This window comes from Brevibacillus migulae, assembly GCF_004521915.1.
In the GTDB taxonomy this organism is placed as follows: Bacteria; Bacillota; Bacilli; order Brevibacillales; family Brevibacillaceae; genus Brevibacillus_F; species Brevibacillus_F migulae.
The window spans coordinates 146686-167022 of the sequence record NZ_SDKD01000002.1 but is presented as its reverse complement, the minus strand read 5'-3'; the positions used below and the strand labels follow the sequence as shown (position 1 = coordinate 167022).

At 51.4% G+C, this 20337-nt stretch carries 22 protein-coding genes and 1 other RNA gene; 6 read left to right on the top strand and 17 right to left on the bottom strand.

Annotated features, from left to right (window positions below):
• Window positions 1-60: 60 nt before the first annotated feature.
• From EIZ37_RS02930 to EIZ37_RS02915, 4 genes are all read right to left on the bottom strand, one after another.
• The gene (locus EIZ37_RS02930; RefSeq protein WP_134683062.1) at window positions 61-564 is read right to left on the bottom strand and encodes a GDYXXLXY domain-containing protein; all 504 of its coding nucleotides are present in this window, start codon (window positions 562-564) and stop codon (window positions 61-63) included.
• Window positions 561-1802: a DUF2157 domain-containing protein gene (locus EIZ37_RS02925; protein ID WP_167568647.1), complete on the bottom strand. Its 1242-nt coding sequence runs from the start codon at window positions 1800-1802 to the stop codon at window positions 561-563. The genes EIZ37_RS02930 and EIZ37_RS02925 overlap by 4 nt, the downstream gene beginning before the upstream one ends.
• 196 nt (window positions 1803-1998) lie before the next feature.
• Window positions 1999-2386: RNase P RNA component class B (rnpB, locus tag EIZ37_RS02920), an RNA gene on the bottom strand.
• A gap of 163 nt (window positions 2387-2549) precedes the next feature.
• Window positions 2550-3476, bottom strand: a complete 927-nt coding sequence (locus EIZ37_RS02915; RefSeq protein ID WP_134683060.1) for a phosphotransferase family protein — start codon at window positions 3474-3476, stop codon at window positions 2550-2552.
• A gap of 146 nt (window positions 3477-3622) precedes the next feature.
• Here EIZ37_RS02915 and EIZ37_RS02910 point away from each other — a divergent pair, with 146 nt between their 5' ends.
• Window positions 3623-4153 (top strand): gamma carbonic anhydrase, encoded by a 531-nt coding sequence (locus EIZ37_RS02910; protein WP_134683059.1) that lies wholly within the window; start codon window positions 3623-3625, stop codon window positions 4151-4153.
• 65 nt (window positions 4154-4218) lie between these two features.
• Here the strand turns inward: EIZ37_RS02910 and EIZ37_RS02905 are convergent, their stop codons facing one another.
• Window positions 4219-4923: a DUF1385 domain-containing protein gene (locus EIZ37_RS02905; protein WP_134683058.1), complete on the bottom strand. Its 705-nt coding sequence runs from the start codon at window positions 4921-4923 to the stop codon at window positions 4219-4221.
• A 75-nt stretch (window positions 4924-4998) separates the two neighbouring features.
• Between EIZ37_RS02905 and yfkAB the strand changes: the two genes are divergently transcribed.
• Entirely contained in the window at window positions 4999-6114 is a 1116-nt protein-coding gene (gene yfkAB / locus EIZ37_RS02900) for a radical SAM/CxCxxxxC motif protein YfkAB (protein ID WP_134683057.1), read from the top strand.
• A gap of 31 nt (window positions 6115-6145) precedes the next feature.
• Window positions 6146-6397 carry an alpha/beta-type small acid-soluble spore protein gene (locus EIZ37_RS02895; RefSeq protein ID WP_134683056.1) on the top strand — a complete coding sequence of 84 codons (252 nt, stop codon included), beginning with the start codon at window positions 6146-6148 and terminating at the stop codon, window positions 6395-6397.
• Between the two features lie 136 nt (window positions 6398-6533).
• Here EIZ37_RS02895 and EIZ37_RS02890 read toward each other — a convergent pair whose 3' ends face one another.
• From EIZ37_RS02890 to EIZ37_RS02865, 6 genes are all read right to left on the bottom strand, one after another.
• Complete coding sequence (locus tag EIZ37_RS02890; protein ID WP_134683055.1) at window positions 6534-7091, bottom strand: GNAT family N-acetyltransferase; 558 nt, start codon at window positions 7089-7091, stop codon at window positions 6534-6536.
• 162 nt (window positions 7092-7253) lie between these two features.
• Window positions 7254-8378 carry an NADH-dependent flavin oxidoreductase gene (locus tag EIZ37_RS02885; protein WP_134683054.1) on the bottom strand — a complete coding sequence of 375 codons (1125 nt, stop codon included), beginning with the start codon at window positions 8376-8378 and terminating at the stop codon, window positions 7254-7256.
• 260 nt (window positions 8379-8638) lie between these two features.
• Window positions 8639-8827, bottom strand: coding sequence for a hypothetical protein (locus EIZ37_RS02880; protein ID WP_134683053.1), 189 nt, complete (start codon window positions 8825-8827; stop codon window positions 8639-8641).
• Window positions 8828-8920: 93 nt separating this feature from the next.
• Window positions 8921-9724: a carbon-nitrogen family hydrolase gene (locus tag EIZ37_RS02875; RefSeq protein ID WP_134683052.1), complete on the bottom strand. Its 804-nt coding sequence runs from the start codon at window positions 9722-9724 to the stop codon at window positions 8921-8923.
• A 139-nt stretch (window positions 9725-9863) separates the two neighbouring features.
• Window positions 9864-10163, bottom strand: a complete 300-nt coding sequence (locus tag EIZ37_RS02870; RefSeq protein WP_134683051.1) for a LysM peptidoglycan-binding domain-containing protein — start codon at window positions 10161-10163, stop codon at window positions 9864-9866.
• Window positions 10164-10325: 162 nt separating this feature from the next.
• Window positions 10326-11852: a fumarate hydratase gene (locus tag EIZ37_RS02865; protein ID WP_134683050.1), complete on the bottom strand. Its 1527-nt coding sequence runs from the start codon at window positions 11850-11852 to the stop codon at window positions 10326-10328.
• A 158-nt stretch (window positions 11853-12010) separates the two neighbouring features.
• On the opposite strand from EIZ37_RS02865, the gene EIZ37_RS02860 reads away from it, so the two are divergent.
• Both EIZ37_RS02860 and EIZ37_RS02855 read left to right on the top strand, forming a co-directional pair.
• Window positions 12011-13957 (top strand): beta-propeller domain-containing protein, encoded by a 1947-nt coding sequence (locus tag EIZ37_RS02860; protein WP_134683049.1) that lies wholly within the window; start codon window positions 12011-12013, stop codon window positions 13955-13957.
• A 136-nt stretch (window positions 13958-14093) separates the two neighbouring features.
• Window positions 14094-14783 carry a tetratricopeptide repeat protein gene (locus EIZ37_RS02855; RefSeq protein WP_134683048.1) on the top strand — a complete coding sequence of 230 codons (690 nt, stop codon included), beginning with the start codon at window positions 14094-14096 and terminating at the stop codon, window positions 14781-14783.
• A gap of 169 nt (window positions 14784-14952) precedes the next feature.
• On the opposite strand, the gene EIZ37_RS02850 is transcribed toward EIZ37_RS02855, so the two are convergent.
• Both EIZ37_RS02850 and EIZ37_RS02845 read right to left on the bottom strand, forming a co-directional pair.
• Complete coding sequence (locus EIZ37_RS02850) at window positions 14953-15639, bottom strand: MBL fold metallo-hydrolase (protein ID WP_134683047.1); 687 nt, start codon at window positions 15637-15639, stop codon at window positions 14953-14955.
• A 97-nt stretch (window positions 15640-15736) separates the two neighbouring features.
• Window positions 15737-16093: an aminoacyl-tRNA hydrolase gene (locus EIZ37_RS02845; RefSeq protein ID WP_134683046.1), complete on the bottom strand. Its 357-nt coding sequence runs from the start codon at window positions 16091-16093 to the stop codon at window positions 15737-15739.
• 84 nt (window positions 16094-16177) lie between these two features.
• Between EIZ37_RS02845 and EIZ37_RS02840 the strand changes: the two genes are divergently transcribed.
• A complete protein-coding gene (locus tag EIZ37_RS02840) occupies window positions 16178-17050 on the top strand; it encodes an MBL fold metallo-hydrolase (protein WP_134683045.1) in 873 nt (290 codons plus the stop codon).
• Window positions 17051-17211: 161 nt separating this feature from the next.
• On the opposite strand, the gene EIZ37_RS02835 is transcribed toward EIZ37_RS02840, so the two are convergent.
• The 4 genes from EIZ37_RS02835 to EIZ37_RS02825 all read right to left on the bottom strand — a co-directional run bounded on the left by EIZ37_RS02835 (window position 17212) and on the right by EIZ37_RS02825 (window position 20319).
• Entirely contained in the window at window positions 17212-17691 is a 480-nt protein-coding gene (locus EIZ37_RS02835; protein ID WP_134683044.1) for a DinB family protein, read from the bottom strand.
• Between the two features lie 157 nt (window positions 17692-17848).
• Window positions 17849-19378 carry an amino acid permease gene (locus EIZ37_RS02830; protein ID WP_134683043.1) on the bottom strand — a complete coding sequence of 510 codons (1530 nt, stop codon included), beginning with the start codon at window positions 19376-19378 and terminating at the stop codon, window positions 17849-17851.
• A gap of 23 nt (window positions 19379-19401) precedes the next feature.
• Window positions 19402-19533, bottom strand: coding sequence for a hypothetical protein (locus tag EIZ37_RS26510; protein ID WP_268898732.1), 132 nt, complete (start codon window positions 19531-19533; stop codon window positions 19402-19404).
• Window positions 19534-19551: 18 nt separating this feature from the next.
• Complete coding sequence (locus EIZ37_RS02825) at window positions 19552-20319, bottom strand: SDR family NAD(P)-dependent oxidoreductase (RefSeq protein ID WP_134683042.1); 768 nt, start codon at window positions 20317-20319, stop codon at window positions 19552-19554.
• Window positions 20320-20337 lie beyond the last annotated feature (18 nt).

The window sequence follows — 20337 nt, the reverse complement described above, 5'->3', positions numbered from 1 at the left end:
AGGTTACAAAAAGAAACTCCAATTGGCAACCTTTTCCCAGCCCAAAATTTCGACAATCCGTTACCAACGGATCCTTTCCAGCACGGCTTCCCCCGTATCGCTTACCCGTAAATCGGCAAGCAGGCTTTGCTGTTGTTCGATCGCACGCCCCGTGTTTTCCGGTACGTAATACCGCTCCCATCCATATTTCACATGAATGCGGTCATCGGCAAGATACTGCAGCACCCCTTTGATGACCGCCTCATTCCCACCAGGTTCCGGGCGCTCCAGCGTGACGCTTGCCGGATCGTACCAGGGATGCTCAGACTGCCTCAGGAGGACATACACTGTTTTTCCGTGATCATCGACGGTCAGCTGGTCATTTACGTGTTTCCTGTCAATTTCATTCACTTCATAACGCAAGGTGACATACTCCCCGTAAAACAGATCGGTCGGATCAATTGGTGCTGTTTTCAGCGTAATCGGTTTTCCGGTCATCGCAATGTATTGGTATTTCCCCACAATCGACAGCAGGAGGATGACCTGCAGCGCGATGATGCCGATCAGATAGGCGGTACGCTTCATTGCTGATCCCCCCTTGCGTCATGTACCCAGCGTCTCCGCGCCCGTTCTCCAAAATAGCTCAGTATGAGCAGCAGGAAGCCCCCGATGAGGAAGAACAGCGATTTGTCCATGAAGTCCCATGCGAAATGGATGTAACCCACAAAGCACGCGATGCCAAACGCAATCGCACCGAGATTGATCCTCGTCACATCTCGCAAGCGCTCGCCGCTCATGACCAACCCGATGGCGAAAAGCGTGAGAACGATGATCATCACGACCGACACATCAAGCCAGTTTGGCACAGGCGACAGGAAGTACAGCAGCGCAACGGTGATAGAGGGAAGAAGATCGCTGACTTTTTCCCGCTCTCGTTGGTACACCGCATAAACAGCCGCGTATACAGTTCCCAGCAAAAGCAGTACCGCATAAACGGTCTCGCCCCCGGTTCGATCGGGAAACACCTCGTCATGGAAAAAGATGAGCAGGACCGCATACAGCACACTCGCCAAATAACTCACTCCCTGCAGCACCCGGGAAATGGTCGGTTCCGCTTTCCGGGTAAGCTGGGAAGCGACATAATAGATCAGGAACAGCAACGGTGCGTACATCCCTTCGCTCCATCGATGCCCGTCAAACAAGGCATGCACCATGAGCAAAAGGGATCCGACCGTCAACATCCCAACCGATCGATAGCGTATCATCAGCGGGATCATGCCTACAGCAAACACGAGATAAAAGGAAAGCATAGCCATTCCGCTTCGTTCGCTATCGATCCCATAGATCGCGGCAATGGTCAAGATGGCAAGACTCATCCATGTGAGCGCGCGGCTCTGATAATACCAGGCAAGCAGGATTGCCCCGGCTGCCCACAGATAAAACGCCAGCACCGGATCAGAAGAGAGTTGGAACATCTGCCCAATTAAAAAGAACCCAGCTCCATAGATCGTGACCCCCACCATCGTCAAGGCGATCCCGATCCGCTTTTCTCCCCTGCGCTGCAAATAATCGCCTGCAGCATAGGCAGCAATCATGGAAACCAGTATGATCAGGAGCTTGGCAACCGTGCCGATTCCCTGCCAGTTGGAGGCGATAAACGTAAGCACCCCCAGTCCCAGCAATACCGATCCCAAAATGGGCAGCGCATTCACTTTCGCAGCAGGGGCATATCGTTCGGCTAATCGTTCATACTGCTGTGCGGAAATTAGTTCTTCCTCTTTCCACTTTTGCGCCTCTGTAAGAAGCCATTTCTTTCTGTTCATCCAGCTTACCTCCGCTCTTTCGCGCAGCTGCATTCTTTTGATATAGGACGTCAGCCGGAAACCGTTTGTTACTGCCATTATCGCCCAAAAACGAAAATAACCCACTCGGCATATCGCCAGGTGGGCATTTTTCTGATCTGCATATAATAAAACCGCCTTGTCGCCAAGACGGCTGCGGCTTTTGTCCGGTAAGGAATGCTGTAAGCCAGGTTCTGTACTCCCGTGCTTCAATCGGGTGGCCCCTCGCACAAAGAGCGGTAGTCATCTATCTATGGCGCCTGTTGACACCATCCGTCCATTCGTTGAATACCGTCCGGACGGTTCCCCTACCAATATTTGGGTTTCTCGCTCGCAGGGTTTACCGCGTTCCATCTTTCCTGTCGCCAGGAAAGCTACGTTTCTGTGGCACTTTCAGCGTACTTGGGTCTAACGAGAGAACCCTTTCCGCGCCGTCAGCGATGCCGCTGCCTCGCTGCCCTAGCTTGCACTAGGTACGAACACTCCAGGCATCTCAGCCTGGGCGAGCCTGGACTTTCCTCTACCGCATTCCGTCGAAACGGCTGCGGCAGCGACTACCCGCATTCCTTACTTCTCGTAATCAATCAGCAAGAAATAATCTATCATACTCTGTCTTGTCTGGTCAACCGCAATCGATTTCCAATTAGGGAAAACTTTGCTGCGCCATACCCTTGGCGGAGCATTCGTATTTTCTTATGTCAGTGAGCAACCAAGGGAATCGGTTCCAAATCAGCGGCCAGGCAACTTCGTGATCGCCTGATCAACGAACCACCGATGCCGCTCGCGCATGCTTTTTTCGATATGCGGCTCCAAACCCCATCCTGATAATTGGTTGGCCGGTCGAAGGGCAGCGACAAGATCCCAATAAGGAAGTTGGGCAAAATCGAGGCTGCCTGCCTGTTTCTGATAAAGCGCTGTAAATGCCTGCATCGCCTCTACCCCGAAAGCCCACAGAAGCTCCAGCCTCGCGTTGGCTACATCGGCAAGCGGATCTCCGATGGCGGCATCTTCCCAATCCAGGATGGCAACCAGCATGCCATCTTTCCATAGGAGATTGCCCGGCCAATAGTCTCCGTGCAGCAATCGATTCTGATTGACCTGCGGCAACGGCCATACCGCTTCCAACACATCGCGGATACGTCCTTCGTCTAATGAATCGTCAACGAGTTCCGGTCTTTTGGCAAGCTTCTTTCCAATCAACGCGGTGATGGATGGTAAAAAGGAACAGTCGTGCTCCAAGCTGGCAATCTGATGGATTTGCAGGAGGTGCTCTGTCATTTGCGGCAAAAACTCCGGCATGGTCAATTCTCGTACGTCCGACGTTCCATCGATGAATTCGATCACCAAGCAAGGCTCCGGGAAGCTCTCTCCTGTATCATCCAGATACAAGGGCGCAGGCACACGCACTTCCGCGGATCGTAATACTTGCAGCAGCCTGAATTCGTCCGCTGCAATTCGGGGGTTCTGTTGGCGATCCATCTCTCCATGCCTGCGCACAATCATTTTTTTCAATTGCCCCTCAGCTGTTCTGACCTCCAGGAGCGTCACCTGCGCCGAAACTCCACCCTTTAACTCCCGGTAGGACAGCAATGTGCTTTGCGGGTCCATTTTTTGCACCAGCCGTGTAAACGGATCCCTTTCTGCTTCCCTTGGCATGATCTGATTCTCCTCCACGTGTTGACTCTGTCACGTCCGAAACTTATGGTAAAATATAGCCATCTCATAAGCTTCGCTGTCTAGGTGATCGAGCCCTGTTTTATGATTACGATTTTTTTACGCTAATTTCTAGGAGGAATCCCATCATGCTCATACTGCCATTTGATGAAAAATATCCGCAAATCGATCCTTCCGTCTTCCTTGCTCGCGGAACGCTGGTTTCCGGCGACGTCGTCATCGGAGAGGATACATCGATCTGGTATAACACCGTCATCCGTGGAGATATCGCCCCGACCGTCATCGGAAAGCGTGTCAGCGTACAGGATAACAGCACGCTGCATCAAAGCCCGGGCAATCCGCTGATCATCGAAGACGACGTGACGATCGGTCACAATGTCATTTTACATAGCTGCATCATCCGCCAGGGAGCCCTCATCGGCATGGGCTCGATCGTGATGGATGGCGCCGAGATCGGCGAGGAAGCGATGGTTGGTGCAGGCGCCTTGGTACCGCCTGGGATGAAGGTTCCGCCCAGAACGCTGGTGATCGGCTCACCAGCCAAAGTAAAGCGCGAGCTGACCGAAGACGACTTCCGCGAGTTTCGCCGGATCCGCAAGTCTTATGTGGACAAGGGAAAAATCTATAAGCAATTGGAAGAGGAAGCTGCGCGCAAATAACCGGCTGTACTCCCCCTTCATACAAAAAACGAGGCTCCGTCATTCGCTGACGAAGCCTCATTTTGTTAGGCTGCTTTTGCTCGAGCGGCCTGTTCCCGCTGATGGAGAAACAGGAGGTACGAACGAATCGCAGTTTCCAGATGAATGCGCTCTGGTTCTTTTGTCGTCACGTGTCTTTGCAGAAACGCCGAGAGCCGGTAAATAAAAGGCAGATATCGGCGGAGCAGGCGATCACCCAGAAACCCTATAAAAATGCCGGCTGCACCGGCCCATACGCTCACCTCTAACGGTGCAATAAGAAAGACCAGTAGGAAGGGCAGGAAAAAGCAGGTCACCAGATTGGTAGAGCAGCCTTGGTTGACAATGTCGGCTTTGCCGATCTCTTGCCATGCCCCTACTTTTTTCACGCCTGAGTAGCTGAATACTTTATGCTCCGCACCATGAAACTTTTTCAGCCGCGCTGGAAACACAAAGTGAAAACCGGCTAGGTACACAAACACCCAATACGGATCCAGCTCAGGCAACACAAAAGGCAGGCTCGCCGCTGGAATGATCCCGCTTGTCAGGAGAAAATACACAACCAGGCAAGCATGAAACACATTATAGTACCAAGGCAACGAAAACATGACACGCACCCACATCTTGAAGAGCGTCATCGGAGTGATGGTTTCCGCCCATAAATGAATGGTGCCGTTTTTTACCTCTGCGCAAGCCAATACATGACGATCGTGAAAGAAAACGCCGCGACCAAATGAAATGCCTTGAATCATCCGCAGGTATTCTCCTTTCGTCGGTTTCTCGTTATAATAGTGTGAATGTACGCAACAAAAGGGAGGTTTCGACCATTGATTCGCTTGGTTCCATCACGAACATTGACACCGGAGTATGACCCATGGGAGCCGCTCTTTAATGCCACTCCCCCCCGGTATAAATTGACCAGCGTTGAGTTTACCGTAACCAATCTGTGCAACCTCAGATGTGAGCACTGCGCAGTCGGCGATACGCTTCGCATAAAAGATGATGATCCGCTTCCGATCAGCGATATCCTGCGTCGCCTGGATGAAGCTCCGGATCTGCTTTCTCTTAGTATAACAGGCGGAGAACCGATGTACAGCGAACGGACTGTAAAGGAAATCATCCAGCCCATCCTGCGCTATGCGACCGAACGCGGCCTTCGCACCCAAATCAATTCCAATATGACAATGCCTTTTTCGCGGTATGAATTGATTTTGCCATACATAGACGTGATGCACATCTCTTGGAACTGGGCCTCTGCGGAAGATTTTCATAATATCGTATACGCAAAAGTGCCGCAGCAGGTTTCACTGAAGCAAGCAGAAAAGCTTTTCGCCATGATGATGGAGAATATCCGTAAATTGGCGGATGCCGGTGTCTTCGTATCTGCGGAGACAATGCTCAGCCACCGTACCTGGAAGAAGCTTCCTGAGCTGCATCGGCAAATTCAAGAGATGGGCTGCCAGCGTCATGAAGTCCATCCGATGTATCCAAGTGACTTTGCCCGCGATCTGGAAGTGCTTAGCCTGGAACAGCTTCGTTTTTCCATTCATGAACTGCTGGACGTGCGCAACGAAGAGCTATGGATGCTCTTTGGCACGCTACCCTTCTTTGCCTGCAGCCCATTAGAAGAAGATCGAGAAGTTGTGAAACGCCTGCGTGAAGCCAAAAATGTAACGGTACGCAACGATCCCGATGGCCGCAACCGCTTGAATGTCAATGTCTTTACCGGTGATACGATCGTGACGGACTTCGGTGATGTGGAACCGTTGGGTAACGTGAAAACCGATTCCCTGCAGGATATGTTCGATCGTTGGCTTGTCCATCCGCTGAATCAGCAGATCAATTGTTATTGTCCAGCAGCGAAGTGTGCAGGACCGAATCTGCTGGTTGCGAATACCTACTATCCGACAACCAATTTTAAGGAACGCAAGGCCTTAGTGTAATTCGGGCACACTAACGGCGGAGGTGATGGACATGGGCAGACGGCGAAGACCTCTTGTCCAAGGATCACAAGCCGGATTGGATCAACTGAAGGCGCGCCTGCAGCAGGTTCGTGAGCCTGAGCAAGCAAAATATGAAGTTGCCCAAGAGCTGCATATCCCACTGAAGCATGGCTACAATGGACACCTGACCGCTCATGATGCAGGGCGTATCGGTGGACAGCTTGGGGGCAGAATGGTCAAGGAAATGATTCGCATGGCGCAAGCGCAAATGTTCAAATCATAGCGCAAAGATTCACTTGCCAGTAGAAAACGCGGCTTCGCCAAGCCTTTGGCGAACCTTATTGGCCCATATGTGGAAAAGAACCCGGAAAGAGACTGTCTACCTCACATTGTCTCTTTCCGGGTTCTTCTTTGCCTTGCTATTTTAATAAGGCCAAGGTTATGACATCATGCCAAGTCCTGTTGCCATCATGATACAAATGCTGTCTCAACAGTCCCTCTTTTTCAAACCCAAGCTTCTCCAGCACTTTCAAGGAGGCTGCATTGTCGGGTATAACTTCAGCGGTAATACGATGATTGCCCAAAGTTTCAAAAATATAGGCAATGACAGCCTCAAGCGCTTCGGTCATGATCCCCTGGTTCCAGTAATCGCGGGATAAATCATAGCCCAATACAACCGGCAGCTTCCAGCGAAAAGGGCCGCGGACCGGATTGATCGGGATTGTGCCGATGATTTTATTTTCACCCTTTCGCACAATCCCAAAGCGCATAAAGGTGTCTTCTTGATATTGCTCGCGCCAATACGCAATCAGTTTTTTCGCGTGCTCTTCAGATTCGGGACCAAACCAGTCCAGATGCTTGGAGACTTCCCGATCGGAATAATACGCATACAGATCACTGGCGTCCTGTTCGGTCATTTCTCGCAAAACCAAGCGATTCGTTTCTAGGATTGGAAATTGCTTCAATGAACTGCTCATCTTTTTCTAATCATCCTTCTACGACTCGGGAAACATCACATTCAAGTAGAAGTTGCTTCCTTTTCCCAATTTTGTTTATTTGTATCATATTGTTTGTATTCTTATCCGTCAATTGGCAATAGAAAAGACCCCGGTATAGAACCGAGGCCTTACCTATCATGCTTAGTCTGCAACCGGAAACCAGCCAGGCGTATTGATAATCGCTTGCCACAACGGATCTGGTACCACTAGTCTGTCTTGCGCGTCTTTCTTCAAGACTGTCGCGATCTCCGTTTCTTTTCCTTCCTGCACTTTCTGTACCCAATCCGGCTCGATGATCAGCTCACGTCCAAGTGCAATGAGCGGAACTCCCGTCTCAAGAGCTTTCAAAGCTTCCTCCGGGGTATGAATGGAACCGACGCCAATCAAAGGTACGCGGTCTTTTACCTGTTCATGGACAAGCAGTATGCGTGCTTTCGTATCCTCCACCCCTCTTCTCGGTTGAGACCAGAAATCATTGAGGGAGATGTGGAGATAATCGAGCTGTTGATCGGCTAAAATATCTGTGAAGGCAAGCGTGTCTGCCATGGTAAACCCTGGGGTCGATGCCTCCTCGGGAGAAAAGCGGTACCCCACCAGAAACGGTCCCTTGGCATGCGCCGCAACCGCCTTCTTCACTTCCGCCACGATCGCCAGCGGGAAAGCCATGCGTTTTTCCAGACTGCCGCCCCACCGATCCTCGCGACGGTTGGAATGAGGCGAGAAGAACTGATGAATCAAATACCCATTGGCACCGTGGATTTCCACCCCATCGAATCCAGCTTCGATCGCACGCCGTGTCGACTCGCCAAAGGAACGAATGATCTCTTCTACTTCCGTCTCGGTCAAGGCGCGTGGCGTAACGGCCCCTTCTTTTTCAGCCGGTACGGCACTCGCACTCACCAGCTCACCATTTGGCACGAGGTCGGGAGGACATTCGCGACCGCCATGAAAGATTTGCAAGACGGCTACGGCGCCTTGCTCTTTGATCGCGCTCGCCAATCTGCGCAGACTCGGGATCATTTCATCGCTGTCAGCGCCAAATTCTCCGGCGAATCCTTTGCCATTTGGGGTAACATAAGCGCATGCGGTGATCACCATTCCTACTCCAGCGGAGCGGCGTGCATAGTAAGCGACTTCCGCATCACTTACCGTCCCGTCCGGATTTGAGGCGAAATTGGTCATGGGTGCCATGACCACTCGATTTTTCAGTTCGATGCCGCTGCGCAAAGCGAGCTTTTCAAATAAAGGTTGAAACTTAGCATTCATTGTGGATCCTCCCATCCTTTACTGCTTTCTATTATTTAGTTGCTTTCATTATTCTATTCACCATCAGATGGAAATTCAATACGAGTGAACACCCAAAGTGCAAGTAACGAAAAACTTCCATAGAAGCTCTCTCCAAGAAGTTATTGATTCCTTTTTTTGGGAGCATTTCATGCTGTATCAGGTTGAATATCCGTGAAGTTTATCCTGTCTAAACCAGTAAAAAAACCACGAAGTATTCTTCGTGGTTTTGCATCAGGCATTTATGAAAAACGGTCAAGATCTTTTCGCTCCTGCTTGACTTGGCCAAGCATGCTTTTGCTGATCTTATTTACTTTATAAAAGGAGTCAAACATGTTATCGAGAACATCGATCAGTTCACGCATTTGGACTACCTTCCCATGGACTCCATCAAAATGGTGGCGAACGGCCTTTCCATTTAAACGCAACATCGCTTCCACCTCCTCCATTTCCGCTGCTAGTAACACCCTATGCCAAAGGGAGCGGAGTGGGGAAATGATTGATTCACATCAGGAGCCCAAAAATTATTCCATCCGATAAAGGGAAGGCCGACGATCAGTAAATATCGGGATGCGGCTGCGGACCTCGTCCACGAGCGCGAAGTCAATCTCTGCCGTGACGATTTCTTCCTGCTGCATGCCCTCGGCCACAATCTCGCCCCACGGGTTGATCACCATGGAGTGGCCGCAGAACGTGCTTGATCCCCCGTCACCAACGCGATTGCATGCCACGACATACATCTGGTTCTCAATCGCCCGTGCGATCAATAGTTGGCGCCAGTGATTCAGCCGTGGATGCGGCCATTGGGCACATACAAAGAGCAGCTTCACCCCATGCAGCGCATACGTGCGGATCCATTCCGGGAAACGGATATCGTAGCAGATGACGGAACCAGTCGGCTGTCCATCCAGTGTATACAAACCAGGCTGATCCCCTGCTGCCAAGTATTTTTCTTCATCCATCAAGCGAAACAGATGGGCTTTCGAATAACGGCCAGCCAACTCACCCTGGCGGTCAAAGACATAGGTCGTATTGTAGACCTGTCCATCTATTCTTTCTGCGATCGAGCCTCCTACGACATAGCTGTTTAAAGAAAGAGCAGCTTCGCGCAATACTGCTTTTGCCTGTTCCCCGTGCTCGTCAGCTATGTCGTCCAGTCGAGTGAGATCATAAGCGGTGTCCCACAATTCCGGGAGGAGAATGACATCTGGTTGTTTGTCCGAGCTCTTCAACTGCTGTACGAGCTCTTTTACTTTGGCCCGGTTTTGCTCAGGTTGGCCAAAGGCTAGATCAAATTGCAATAGGGCTATATTCCATTTGTCTTTCATACCCCTACCCCCTCTATCTTTTTAAGGTTCGCACCATTCTTTGTTGATACTATCGTATCTCTCGTCCCTACGGAGTTCAAGCAAAAATTAAAGGGAAGCCAGGATATCCCCTGCTCCCCTTGGGTAACCATAACGATCATTAACGAGGACGGCGCTGCTCCAAACGATCCACACGTCTGTCGAGCTCGCGTACTTGCCGTTGGAGTTGATTGACTTCCTGTTCCAAACGGTTAAGGCGGCGTTCTACATTGCCTGGACGCCCTGGTACTGGAGGTACTGGCGGACGAGGCGGGCGCTGGGTCGGAATGAAGAGGTTTTGCCCAATAAACAGTTGAAAAGGAAATTGCAGGTTATTCACACGGATGAGTTCCTCTACAGTCACACCGAACCGAGCAGCGATTGCATTCAGGGTGTCACCGGGCTGCACGCGATAATTCATGATCTACACACTCCCTTTTTTATGGACTCACGATACTAACCTATGCCCGGCATGACAAAGAGGAAATAAACCGATACCCATTTTCCCAGATAATGGTCATCCACCCACTCCATAAAAAAAAAAGGCCAACCATGACGGTCAGCCTTTTTCTTGCACCACTTCTTATTTAAAAACTGGCTCTGCCAATTTGGCGAGTTTTTCCATCGAACTCTTCTCTACGTCTGCATGCAAGCTGTTGCCATGAGCGTCCATCGTGACGATCGCAGCGAAGCCTTTTACGCGCAGATGCCACATGGCTTCCGGAATCCCGAATTCCATGAAATCCACGCCTTCTACTTTTTCGATGCACTCCGCGTAATATTGCGCCGCGCCGCCGATCGCATTCAGGTAAACAGCTCCATGCTCCTGCAGGGCTTTCAGCGTTTTCGCACCCATGCCGCCTTTTCCGATGACAGCGCGCAGGCCAAACTTTTTCAGGATTTCTCCTTGGTAAGGCTCCTCGCGAATGCTGGTAGTAGGTCCCGCTGCTTTCACATGCCATTCGCCCTGCTCATCCTTCAGCATGACCGGACCGCAGTGATAGATGACGCCGCCGTTCAAATCGATTGGGCAGTCGTTGTCCATCAGGTATTTATGCAGCGCATCGCGACCAGTATGCATCAGGCCGTTGATGATCACCACATCGCCCACCTTCAGGCTGCGGATTTGCTCCTCCGTAATCGGTGCTTCCAGCACTACCTCGCGACGCTCGGTTGTCTGCTCTGCAGCTGGCGTTTGATCCATTTCAACAATCTCGTCTTTATAGAGGTAAGAGAGAATTTCTCCCGTTTGCGGATCGATCTCTACACCTTGGCGGCGGAATGCCCAGCAGTTATACGCAACGGATACGAAGAAGCTCGCCGGCAGGCGGTTTTCCACACCGATTTTACAGCCAAGCAGGGTCGTATTGCCGCCGAAGCCCATTGTACCGATCCCCAGCGTATTCGCTGTTTCCATGATATACTCTTCCAGCTCGCGCAGCTCTGGGATTGGGTTCACATCATCCACTTTGCGGAACAGCTGATGTTTGGCCAATGCATATCCGGATGTCCGGTCTCCGCCGATGCCTACGCCGATAAAGCCGGCGCTGCAGCCTTGGCCCTGTGCCTGATACACAGCGTGGAGGATGCATTTGCGAATACCGTCCAGATCGCGTCCCGCTTTGCCCAAGCCTTCCAGCTCAGCCGGCAGCGAATATTGGATATTTTTGTTCTCACAGCCGCCGCCCTTCAGGATCAGCTTCACTTCAACCGTGTCTTTTTCCCATTGCTCGAAATGAATCACAGGCGTACCAGGTCCGAGGTTATTCCCCGAATTGGCACCAGTCAGCGAATCTACGGAATTGGAACGCAATTTCCCCAGCTTGGTGGCCTCCGCGACCGCTTCGAGGATCGCCTTTTTCATTTCGATCTGGTTCGCACCCACAGGAGTTTTGATCTCAAATGTTGGCATCCCGGTATCCTGACAGATCGGTGATACGTTTTCTTCCGCCATTTTGATATTTTGCGCGATGGTTGACAAGGAAATCGCCGAGCGTGTTCCCATGTCCTCTTTTTTCTTCGCCTCATTGATCGCTTTGCGCACATCAGGCGGAAGATAGGTGGATGTTTCGGTAATCAGGGCAAGCATGCTTTCATAAAACTTGTTCATCTATGTCGCTCCTTTGCGTGGAAATACTAGCAGCTCTTACAAACGTTATCCATTATATCATAGAAGTTTTTTAATGAGTATGAATCTTCCTTATGGCGAAGTGTTTGAAACGTTCCGCTGGATGATCCGTCCAACAAGCAGAAAGGAGGTTCCCCCTGATGAAAAAACATATGAAAAAGCTGCTGCTGGCTTGCACAGGCATGGCAGTTTTGACTCCCCTGCTGCTGATGGCCGCTCCTACGTGGTTTCCGGATAAGGAAGTGCGTGCAGCTTCTGCTGATGAACTCCCTGTAGTCGGTTCCTACAGCAAATTGAAGGAACTGTTGAAGGACGAGATGGAGAATCGGGAGTATCGTTACGGCTACCGTAAAGGTATAATAGAAGCCCCTGCTGCGGTGGCGGAAATGGCTGCTGCCCCCGCTTCCTCCCAAGCCAAGCAAGTGTCCGGGCAAGCCGATTATTCCACGACGAACATCCAGGTAGCCGGGGTAGACGAGGCGGATGTGGTGAAAACGGATGGCAGCTACATCTACCAAGCGACCGAGGAAGCTCTGGTCATCACCCAAGCGATGCCAGCCAATCAAATGAAGGTGATCAAACGGTTGGACTATCGCAATCAGCGCTTTTTCCCTTCCGAGCTGTACGTCGACGATCGGCATCTGGTCGTGATCGGGACGCACAATCCGGCCCAGCTTTACTATGATTCGGCAGAGATCGGCCACCGTATCGCGGGCACTACGAAGGCGTTCATCTATGACATCAGCAACCCCTCCAGCCTGGAGCAGGTGCGCGAAGTCGAGATCGAAGGCAATTATCTGACCTCTCGAAAGATCGGCTCGTCCCTTTACCTGGTCAGCAATCGCGGCTTGGACCTGTACGGCATCATGGAAGCAAAATCGGAGCTTCTGCCTCCGTTGTATCGGGATTCCCTGGCGGACAAAACGTACATGCCCGTCCCTTACAACCAGATTCACTATTTCCCGGATCAAGTGGAACCCAATTACTTGATCGTCGCCGGACTCAATCTGGATAAGCCGCAGCAAAAAATGGACGTGGCCCCTTATCTCGGCTCCGGAGAAAACGTATACGCCTCCAGTGAAAATCTGTACGTGGCCGTTACTAAAAATCCACCAGCTCCTGGCCTGATCAAACGGATGATCCCGACAGACACGCCGGTCAAACAGGATACGTCCATTTACAAATTCAGTTTGAAAAACGGGCATCTCTCCTATGAGCGAAGCGGTCAGGTTCCAGGAACAACCCTGAATCAATTTTCTATGGATGAGCATAACGGCTATCTGCGTATCGCGACCACCTCTGGAGATATGTGGCGCAATGATGAGCATACTTCGAAAAACAATCTCTATGTGTTGGATCAACACATGCAAGCAGTCGGAAAGCTGGAAGGCATCGCACCGGGGGAAAAGATCTACTCGGCACGCTTCATGGGCGATCGCGCCTACATGGTCACCTTCAGGAAGGTGGACCCGCTGTTTGTCATCGATCTGAAAGACCCTGCCGCGCCTACCATTCTGGGCAAGCTGAAGATTCCGGGATACAGTGATTATCTCCACCCGTACGATGAGAATCACATCATCGGCTTTGGCAAGGATACAGAGGAAACCAAGGATATGGCCTTCTATCAAGGGCTGAAGGTTGCGCTCTTTGATATTACCGACGTTGCCCATCCAAAAGAAAAATTTGTGGAAATCATCGGCGACCGCGGAACAGACTCCGAACTGCTGCGCAACCACAAAGCCTTGCTCTTTTCCAAGGAAAAGAATCTGCTCGCCTTCCCTGTCAATCTGATGGAACGGGCTGACAAAAACAACGCAGACATCATGGAGTACGGCCAATTCACTTTCCAAGGTGCGTACATCTACCAACTGGATCTGAACAAAGGCTTCACCCTGCGCAAACGCATCACCCACTTGGACGATGCTGACGCGGTCAAAGCCGGCGACGCTTGGTATGAAAGCAAGAAAAATGTGAGTCGAATCCTGTATATCAAAGATACGCTGTATACCATCTCCGAAGAAAAGATCAAGGCTCATGATTTCCAAAAGCTGAACGAGATCAACACCGTTCGCCTCCCAGCAAAGTGAACAAACTGAGATCCTCCAAAAGGACAACGCTCTGCCGGAATGGCGGAGCGTTTTCACTCCGAAGTCTCTGTTCGCATGCCAAAAAACGTGCTAAGATAGGACTACTTGTTCGCTATAGAAAGGAAGTTATCCCGCTATGGAATTCTTGGAGTTGAATGTCGTCTCGACCCTGAGTGGTGTAGCGGCTGTACTGCTTGTCGCATTTATCCGTTTGCATTGGCCGTTTCGTTTCCAATATATCAGCTCCTTGTTCCGCAGACGCCCCGATAAGGTCAAGCGTTGGCTGGAAGCTTCATTTCGCCGAAACAGCTCACGCACGGTAGCCATGCTGGACAAATCAACTTCGGAAATCATGTCTGGCAATTATGAAGTGGCCGAAAAGTTCATCGCAGAAGGACTGACCGCATGCAAGGAGAGGCCTTCTCTCTTCAACCAAGCGATGGTCCATTATCTGTTTTACAACTTGTCCATCATCTATTTGCACCGGGGAAAATATGAGGAAGCGCTGGATGTGGCCTTTCGTGTCTATGAGCGCGATCGCAGCCTTTCCAATGCGCTCGGCGTGATCATTTGTGCTCAGGCACGGCTCGGCGATGTGGGAAGTGCTTGGGAAGCATACGAGCTATTGCCCAAGAAAAAGACGAGACCTGAGCTGCACCTGTTTTGTCTGGCGGAAATCGAAGCAGCAAAAGGCAATTTTGAACGGGCTGTGTGGCATATGAATAAACTGCTGCACCTTCGCTTTTCTACTGCTCTGCACCTGAATCAGGCTGAAATCGAAAAGCGCCTCGAGGAATGGCGGAACTCCTCGACACAAGCAGGCTAACACCATAAGCAAACCAAGTAGTCCCCATCCCCTCGCAGCAGGGGATTTTTTTCGTGCTCCCCCAAACTGGCGAAGACCAACTTTCTAATGGAAGAATTACATAAAAAAGGTAAAAACATCGGTGGAAATCCGAATGCTTCTACCTCCAAGCAAAATTTGTTTTCTTTTTCTACGTCAATTCCTGTATGACTTGCTGGAGAAACGGATCGATCTCACCCTGCAAAATCGGTCCATGTCCAGTCGCCAGCATCTCGATCGGCCATTCTCGTATCAATTCCAACCCTTCGCGAAAAGCGGCTACTTTTTGCGGTTCTTGGTCTTTCCACTTACGCACAAATTCCAGATAAGACAACCGCCTGTCTTCTTCGTATCCGACCACCCCTCCGATGGGTGCGGCAAAAAAGCATAGATGATCGCCTAAAAAGCAGATTTTACTCTGGGGGTCAAAAAACGCAACTGAACCTGCTGTGTGTGAGGGCAGCTGCTTGAACAGGAGTTTGGAAACCTCTCCGGCTTTCCCTGTGAAGGTGTGACCGAAAAGCGTTTGCGAGAAGTCGTCTAATTCGAAGAAGTCTTCCAGATGAATCCAATTATTGCGGGAGGGAAACAGCTCGGCATTGCCGATGTGGTCAGCGTGTCGGTGAGTGAAATAAATGTGCTCGATGCGCGCTTCCGTCGCACCAATTTCCTTTAATGAGCGCACGAAGTACTCACGGTGTTTGCGAAGGTTGGTGTCGATGAGGAGAAAATGGTCGCCCCTGGCAATCACGTAATTATTGATGAAGCTTTTCCATGCTTCTTCATACGTCAAGATTGCCCACACATGCTCAGCGATTTTTCGGGTGACATGCTGCAATTGTCATCTCCCCTCTCACACTAGATACAGGCTGAGCAGCCCGATACTATTCATTATACATCATTCTACGGTGCAAGAGGGAGAGAATGATACTTTGCTAGTACAATTTCAGCCCGCCCACATACCGCCGCGCTGCTTCCTTCTCCATGGGCGGCAGCACCACCACCGTCAAGGAGCCTGCCGGAATCTCGGTATGGCCGGCATCCCGGATGGAGACAAACCCTTCCTCCCCCAGCTTTTGCAGGACCTCCTCCGGGGCGCGCAGCACGATTTTGGTCTGTCCTTGTGCAAACCAGGCTTCAAACGCCTCCCGATGCTTCGTGTCATTTAACAAATAGTGCACCATCATCATCGTTGCCGCGTGGGCAGCTTGGGCCGCGATCTTTCCAGGCGACATGCCCAATTGCTCATTTACTACGTAATATTGGACAATATTTTGTTTCGCCGTTGTCATCCTTATGCTCAACCTCTCTATTCATCTCGATAACAGGTATGTTATGCTGTTCCTACCATTCTTCACCTATTATGGAGGATTTACATGGACAAGAAAACCGTAAAACGGCTGACGGATCATATTTTGTACCTGCCTGCCGATCATGACACCGACCGCCCGATCTTGGCGGCCATTTCCGGATCCGAGAGGACAGTGATTGTCGACGCAGGCAACTCACCCGCCCATGCCCGCTCGTTTCTGGAGCAGCTTTCCGGATTCGGCCTGCCGAAGATGGAATATTTGTTCATCACGCACTGGCATTGGGACCATATCTTCGGCATGAAGGAATGGAATCTTCCGACGATTGCCCATCGGGAGACCAAGCGGGAGCTGCAAAAACTCATCGGACTAGACTGGTCGGACGCAGCGCTCGATCAGCGTGTGGCTTCGGGCACCGAGATTGCCTTTTGTGCGGATATGATCAAAAAGGAGTTTCCTGGGGAATTGCGCCATGCTATCGAACCGGTCCTGCCGCAGCTCACCTTTGACAGTCAGGCCGAGATTGATCTCGGAGGAATCACTTGCCTCTTGCAGCATGTCGGCGGAGATCACGCCCAAGACTCAGCCGTGCTCTTTGTCAAGGAAGAGAAGGTGCTCTTTCTAGGTGATGCGCTCGGACCTGCCATTTACGCCCCTGAGCGATATTATGTACCCGAGCATTTTCTCGCGTTGCTGGAGCAGGTAGAATCCTTCGGTGCGGCGACGTATATCGAATCGCACTTGTTTCCACAGACGCAGGAGCAGTTTGCACACGACCTAAATGAAATGCGGTGGATGGCCCAAGCAGTGCTTGACCATCAAGGCGGGCGGGAAGCCGTCACAGCGGAAATGTCGCAGAGGCTCAATCGCGAGCTGAGCAGGGATGATCTTGCGGTGATAAGCTACTTTTTGGAAGGCTATCGTAAGCATCTCGCCTAAAATGTGGGGGGGGGATCCCCTATGCACACTCCTGCACACGGATAGACTGTCATTGTTGATTGCCGCTATTTCCATACTTAAAACAATAAGCCAGTCAATGCACAATATACAGTGATTGACTGGCTTGGCTTATTGAGCGATCGATTCACGTTAGCTTGCTACTAAATCTTTTCAGCCCGGCTCTGCCGATACGCCTCTCTCACCCGCTCAATCTGGGCAAGGTGAACGCGCACATGCTGGACGCGATATTCCAGCAACTCTTTGAAGGTGAACCGCGCTCCATCGGGATACACCCCTACTCGCTCGCCTTGTTGCACTGTCAAATTGTTCAAAATGGGCAGCATACTGCTGCGCAGCATTTGGAAGAGGAGGAGATGCTGTTCGCGATCCAACTGATCATATCCCACGCCGTTCACCCATGCGTCCTGGTCAAACGAATACAGTTGCGCCTCTTCCTCCGCCAGGACTTTTCTCATCCGGTGCGTCGACAAGATCTCGGAATCTGTGACATGGATAAGTATCTGATGGATGCTCCATTTGTCCGGAGCAGGCTTGAAACGAAGCTCCTCTTCCGTCAACCCCTCGATAGCTGCCCGCAGCATTTCGTATCCACGACGGTACTCTTCCATCAATGTTTCCATCGAGTTCCCCCTCATATATTGTCTTTTTCCATATTCTACATCATCTCGGCACTGTAAGATGCAGAATTTGCCAATTCGCTTAACAAACATGCATAACGGCATAGCCTTTCACGAAAAAAGCAAGGGATGACGCTCCCTTGCTGTTCGTACGCCCATTCTATTCTTCAAATTTTGCTTCCTGCCGTTTGATTTGCTCCATCGAGACGTTGAGCGCCGCTTCCGGTCCCGGAAAATGCTTGCGATAATACCCATAGTCCATGATCATCAGCAGGAGCATCATGCCAATCAAGGCATAGCCTGCGTTTTGGTTAGGAGGGATCACCATGACGATGCAGATGAACACAATCCAGATCAGGCTCAATATGTTGATCGGCTTGCTCCATTTTCCCAGATTCCACGGTCCCAAATGCTTCGCTTGAAAATCACCGCGCGCCTCTGCCCGCAGCTTCAGGTAAAGCGGGATGCCATACGCGACATATAGGCCGACGACACTGACCGCCGTCAGGAAGGACAGCGTCGTGTAGCTCGTATCCGGGTTTACCGCTTTTAACACGTAGTCAAACAACGCCAGCGCAAACGACAAGATCACCACCAGCCAGATCGCTTTCGCCGGCGTGCGGTATTTGACGGAGATTTCGGCCCAGTGGCGGCTGCCCGGCATCCCCTTGTCACGGGAGAAGGCATACATCATGCGGGAAAACGAAGTGATCGATGCCAGCCCGCAGAACCACATGGCGAACGTCACAAGCCAGAGGACGATATTGCCGAATGTGCCGCCGAGCGCTTCGCTGATGACATAGATGAAGGCATTACCTGCCCCTGCCGCAGCGCCAGCATCTTTGATCGATAGTGTGACGAAAGCGAGCATCAAGAAACCAAAAATAAAGGAAAAGGCCACGGATGAAAAGATTCCCCAGGCTGCACGGACTCGCGGATTGATCGTCTCCTCGATGGTGTGAGCGGAGGCGTCATAGCCGGTAAACGTCCACTGCGCTTGCAGCAGCCCGATTAGAAACGCGATCGCGTAAGGTTTGTCAGAAAACGTCTCTCCGACTTGGTAAAGATACGATAGGGGCTGTAAATCGTGCTTGGTAAAGAAAGCCAAGCTGATGACGAGAACCGCCACCACGCCGATATGATACCAGGCCGAAAAATCATTTAATCGGGCGACGAGACGTATGCCGATATGATTGAAAATCCCGTGCAGGAGCAGCGTGATGGCAAATACGATCAAGGTCGTCGTCTCTGTAGACGTATAGCCAAATACCCCTGACAGCAGCGGATCGGCAAACAAAGCAAAGGAGTAGTCAATCCCGGCAACAATGCCGATCTGCCCGATCAAATTGATCCAAGCCGTATACCAGCCCCAGCGTTTGTTGGCCAAAACGGCGGCCCAGTGGTAGAGGGCTCCCGCCGTGGGGATAGCGGAGGCCAGCTCAGCCATGGATGCCGCGATCAGCAGGACAAAGAGGGCGACGATCGTCCATCCAAAGCCCATCATGCCCGGTCCGCCATACAGAAGACCGTGACCATATAGCGATACGGCTCCAGTCAGGATCGAGATGATCGAAAACGAGATGGCAAAATTCGAGAAACCGCCCATGTCACGCAGCAATTCTTGGGCATAGCCAAAACGGTGCAAATGCTTTTTATCCTCCAGCATTTGCTTTTGTTTGTTCGCTTCCATTCGCATTCTACCTCCTTTCCAGGTTAGTCCCTCCGTCCCAAAAAGCTCTCGTGCTCTCCCTCATCAAATTTGCGTACGTTTTCGTTGGCTTGATAGGCAATGGCGATGGCTATTCCGACAGTGACGAGAAAAAGCAGTATGCCCATTACCATCATCGGTGACCCCTCCTTTCGTCAAAAATAGTTGCAGGTAATCCCTCCGTCTACATTGAGAATCGCTCCGTTGGTCCAATCCGACTCGTCTGAAGCCAGATAAATGGCGCAATGAATGATATCCTCCGGCCTGCCGAAGCGCCCCGATGGCTGGCGATTCAAGCGTATGCGCTTCGCTTCCTCATCCTTGACCAACCATTCGGTCAAAAGCGGCGTCTCAATCGGGCCCGGGCAAATCGCATTGCTGCGAATCCCTTTGGGGCGGAATTGGATCGCCAGCGAGCGCGTCAAGGAAATCACCGCCCCTTTGGAGGCCGTGTACGCATCCTGCGGCACACTGCAGCCCATGAATGCCACAAAGGAGGCGATATTGATAATCGAGCCTTTTCCCTGCTGGATCATCGCCGGTATGATGTATTTCCCCATCAGAAAAATGCCGCGCACATTGACCGCCATGACTTTGTCCCAGACCTCCACCTCTGTGTCGATCACGGAATGATCCTCGGCTGGCATGATACCGGCATTGTTATAAAGGACGTCGATCCGTCCGTACGCAGCCAATGTCTCGCTGACCGCTCGCTTGACGCTCTCTTCATTCGATACATCGCAAAGGAACAGCTCAGCTTCCCCGCCTGCTTCCCGCACCAAGTCGACGGTACGCGCCGCCGCTTGTTCGTTTACCTCGAATACCGCGACTTTTGCCCCCTCGGCTGCAAACATCCGCGCCGCTTCCTGTCCCATCCCGCTGCCGGCTCCTGTGATCACACATACCTTTTCTTGCAAACGCATCCTGGTTTCCCCCGTTCG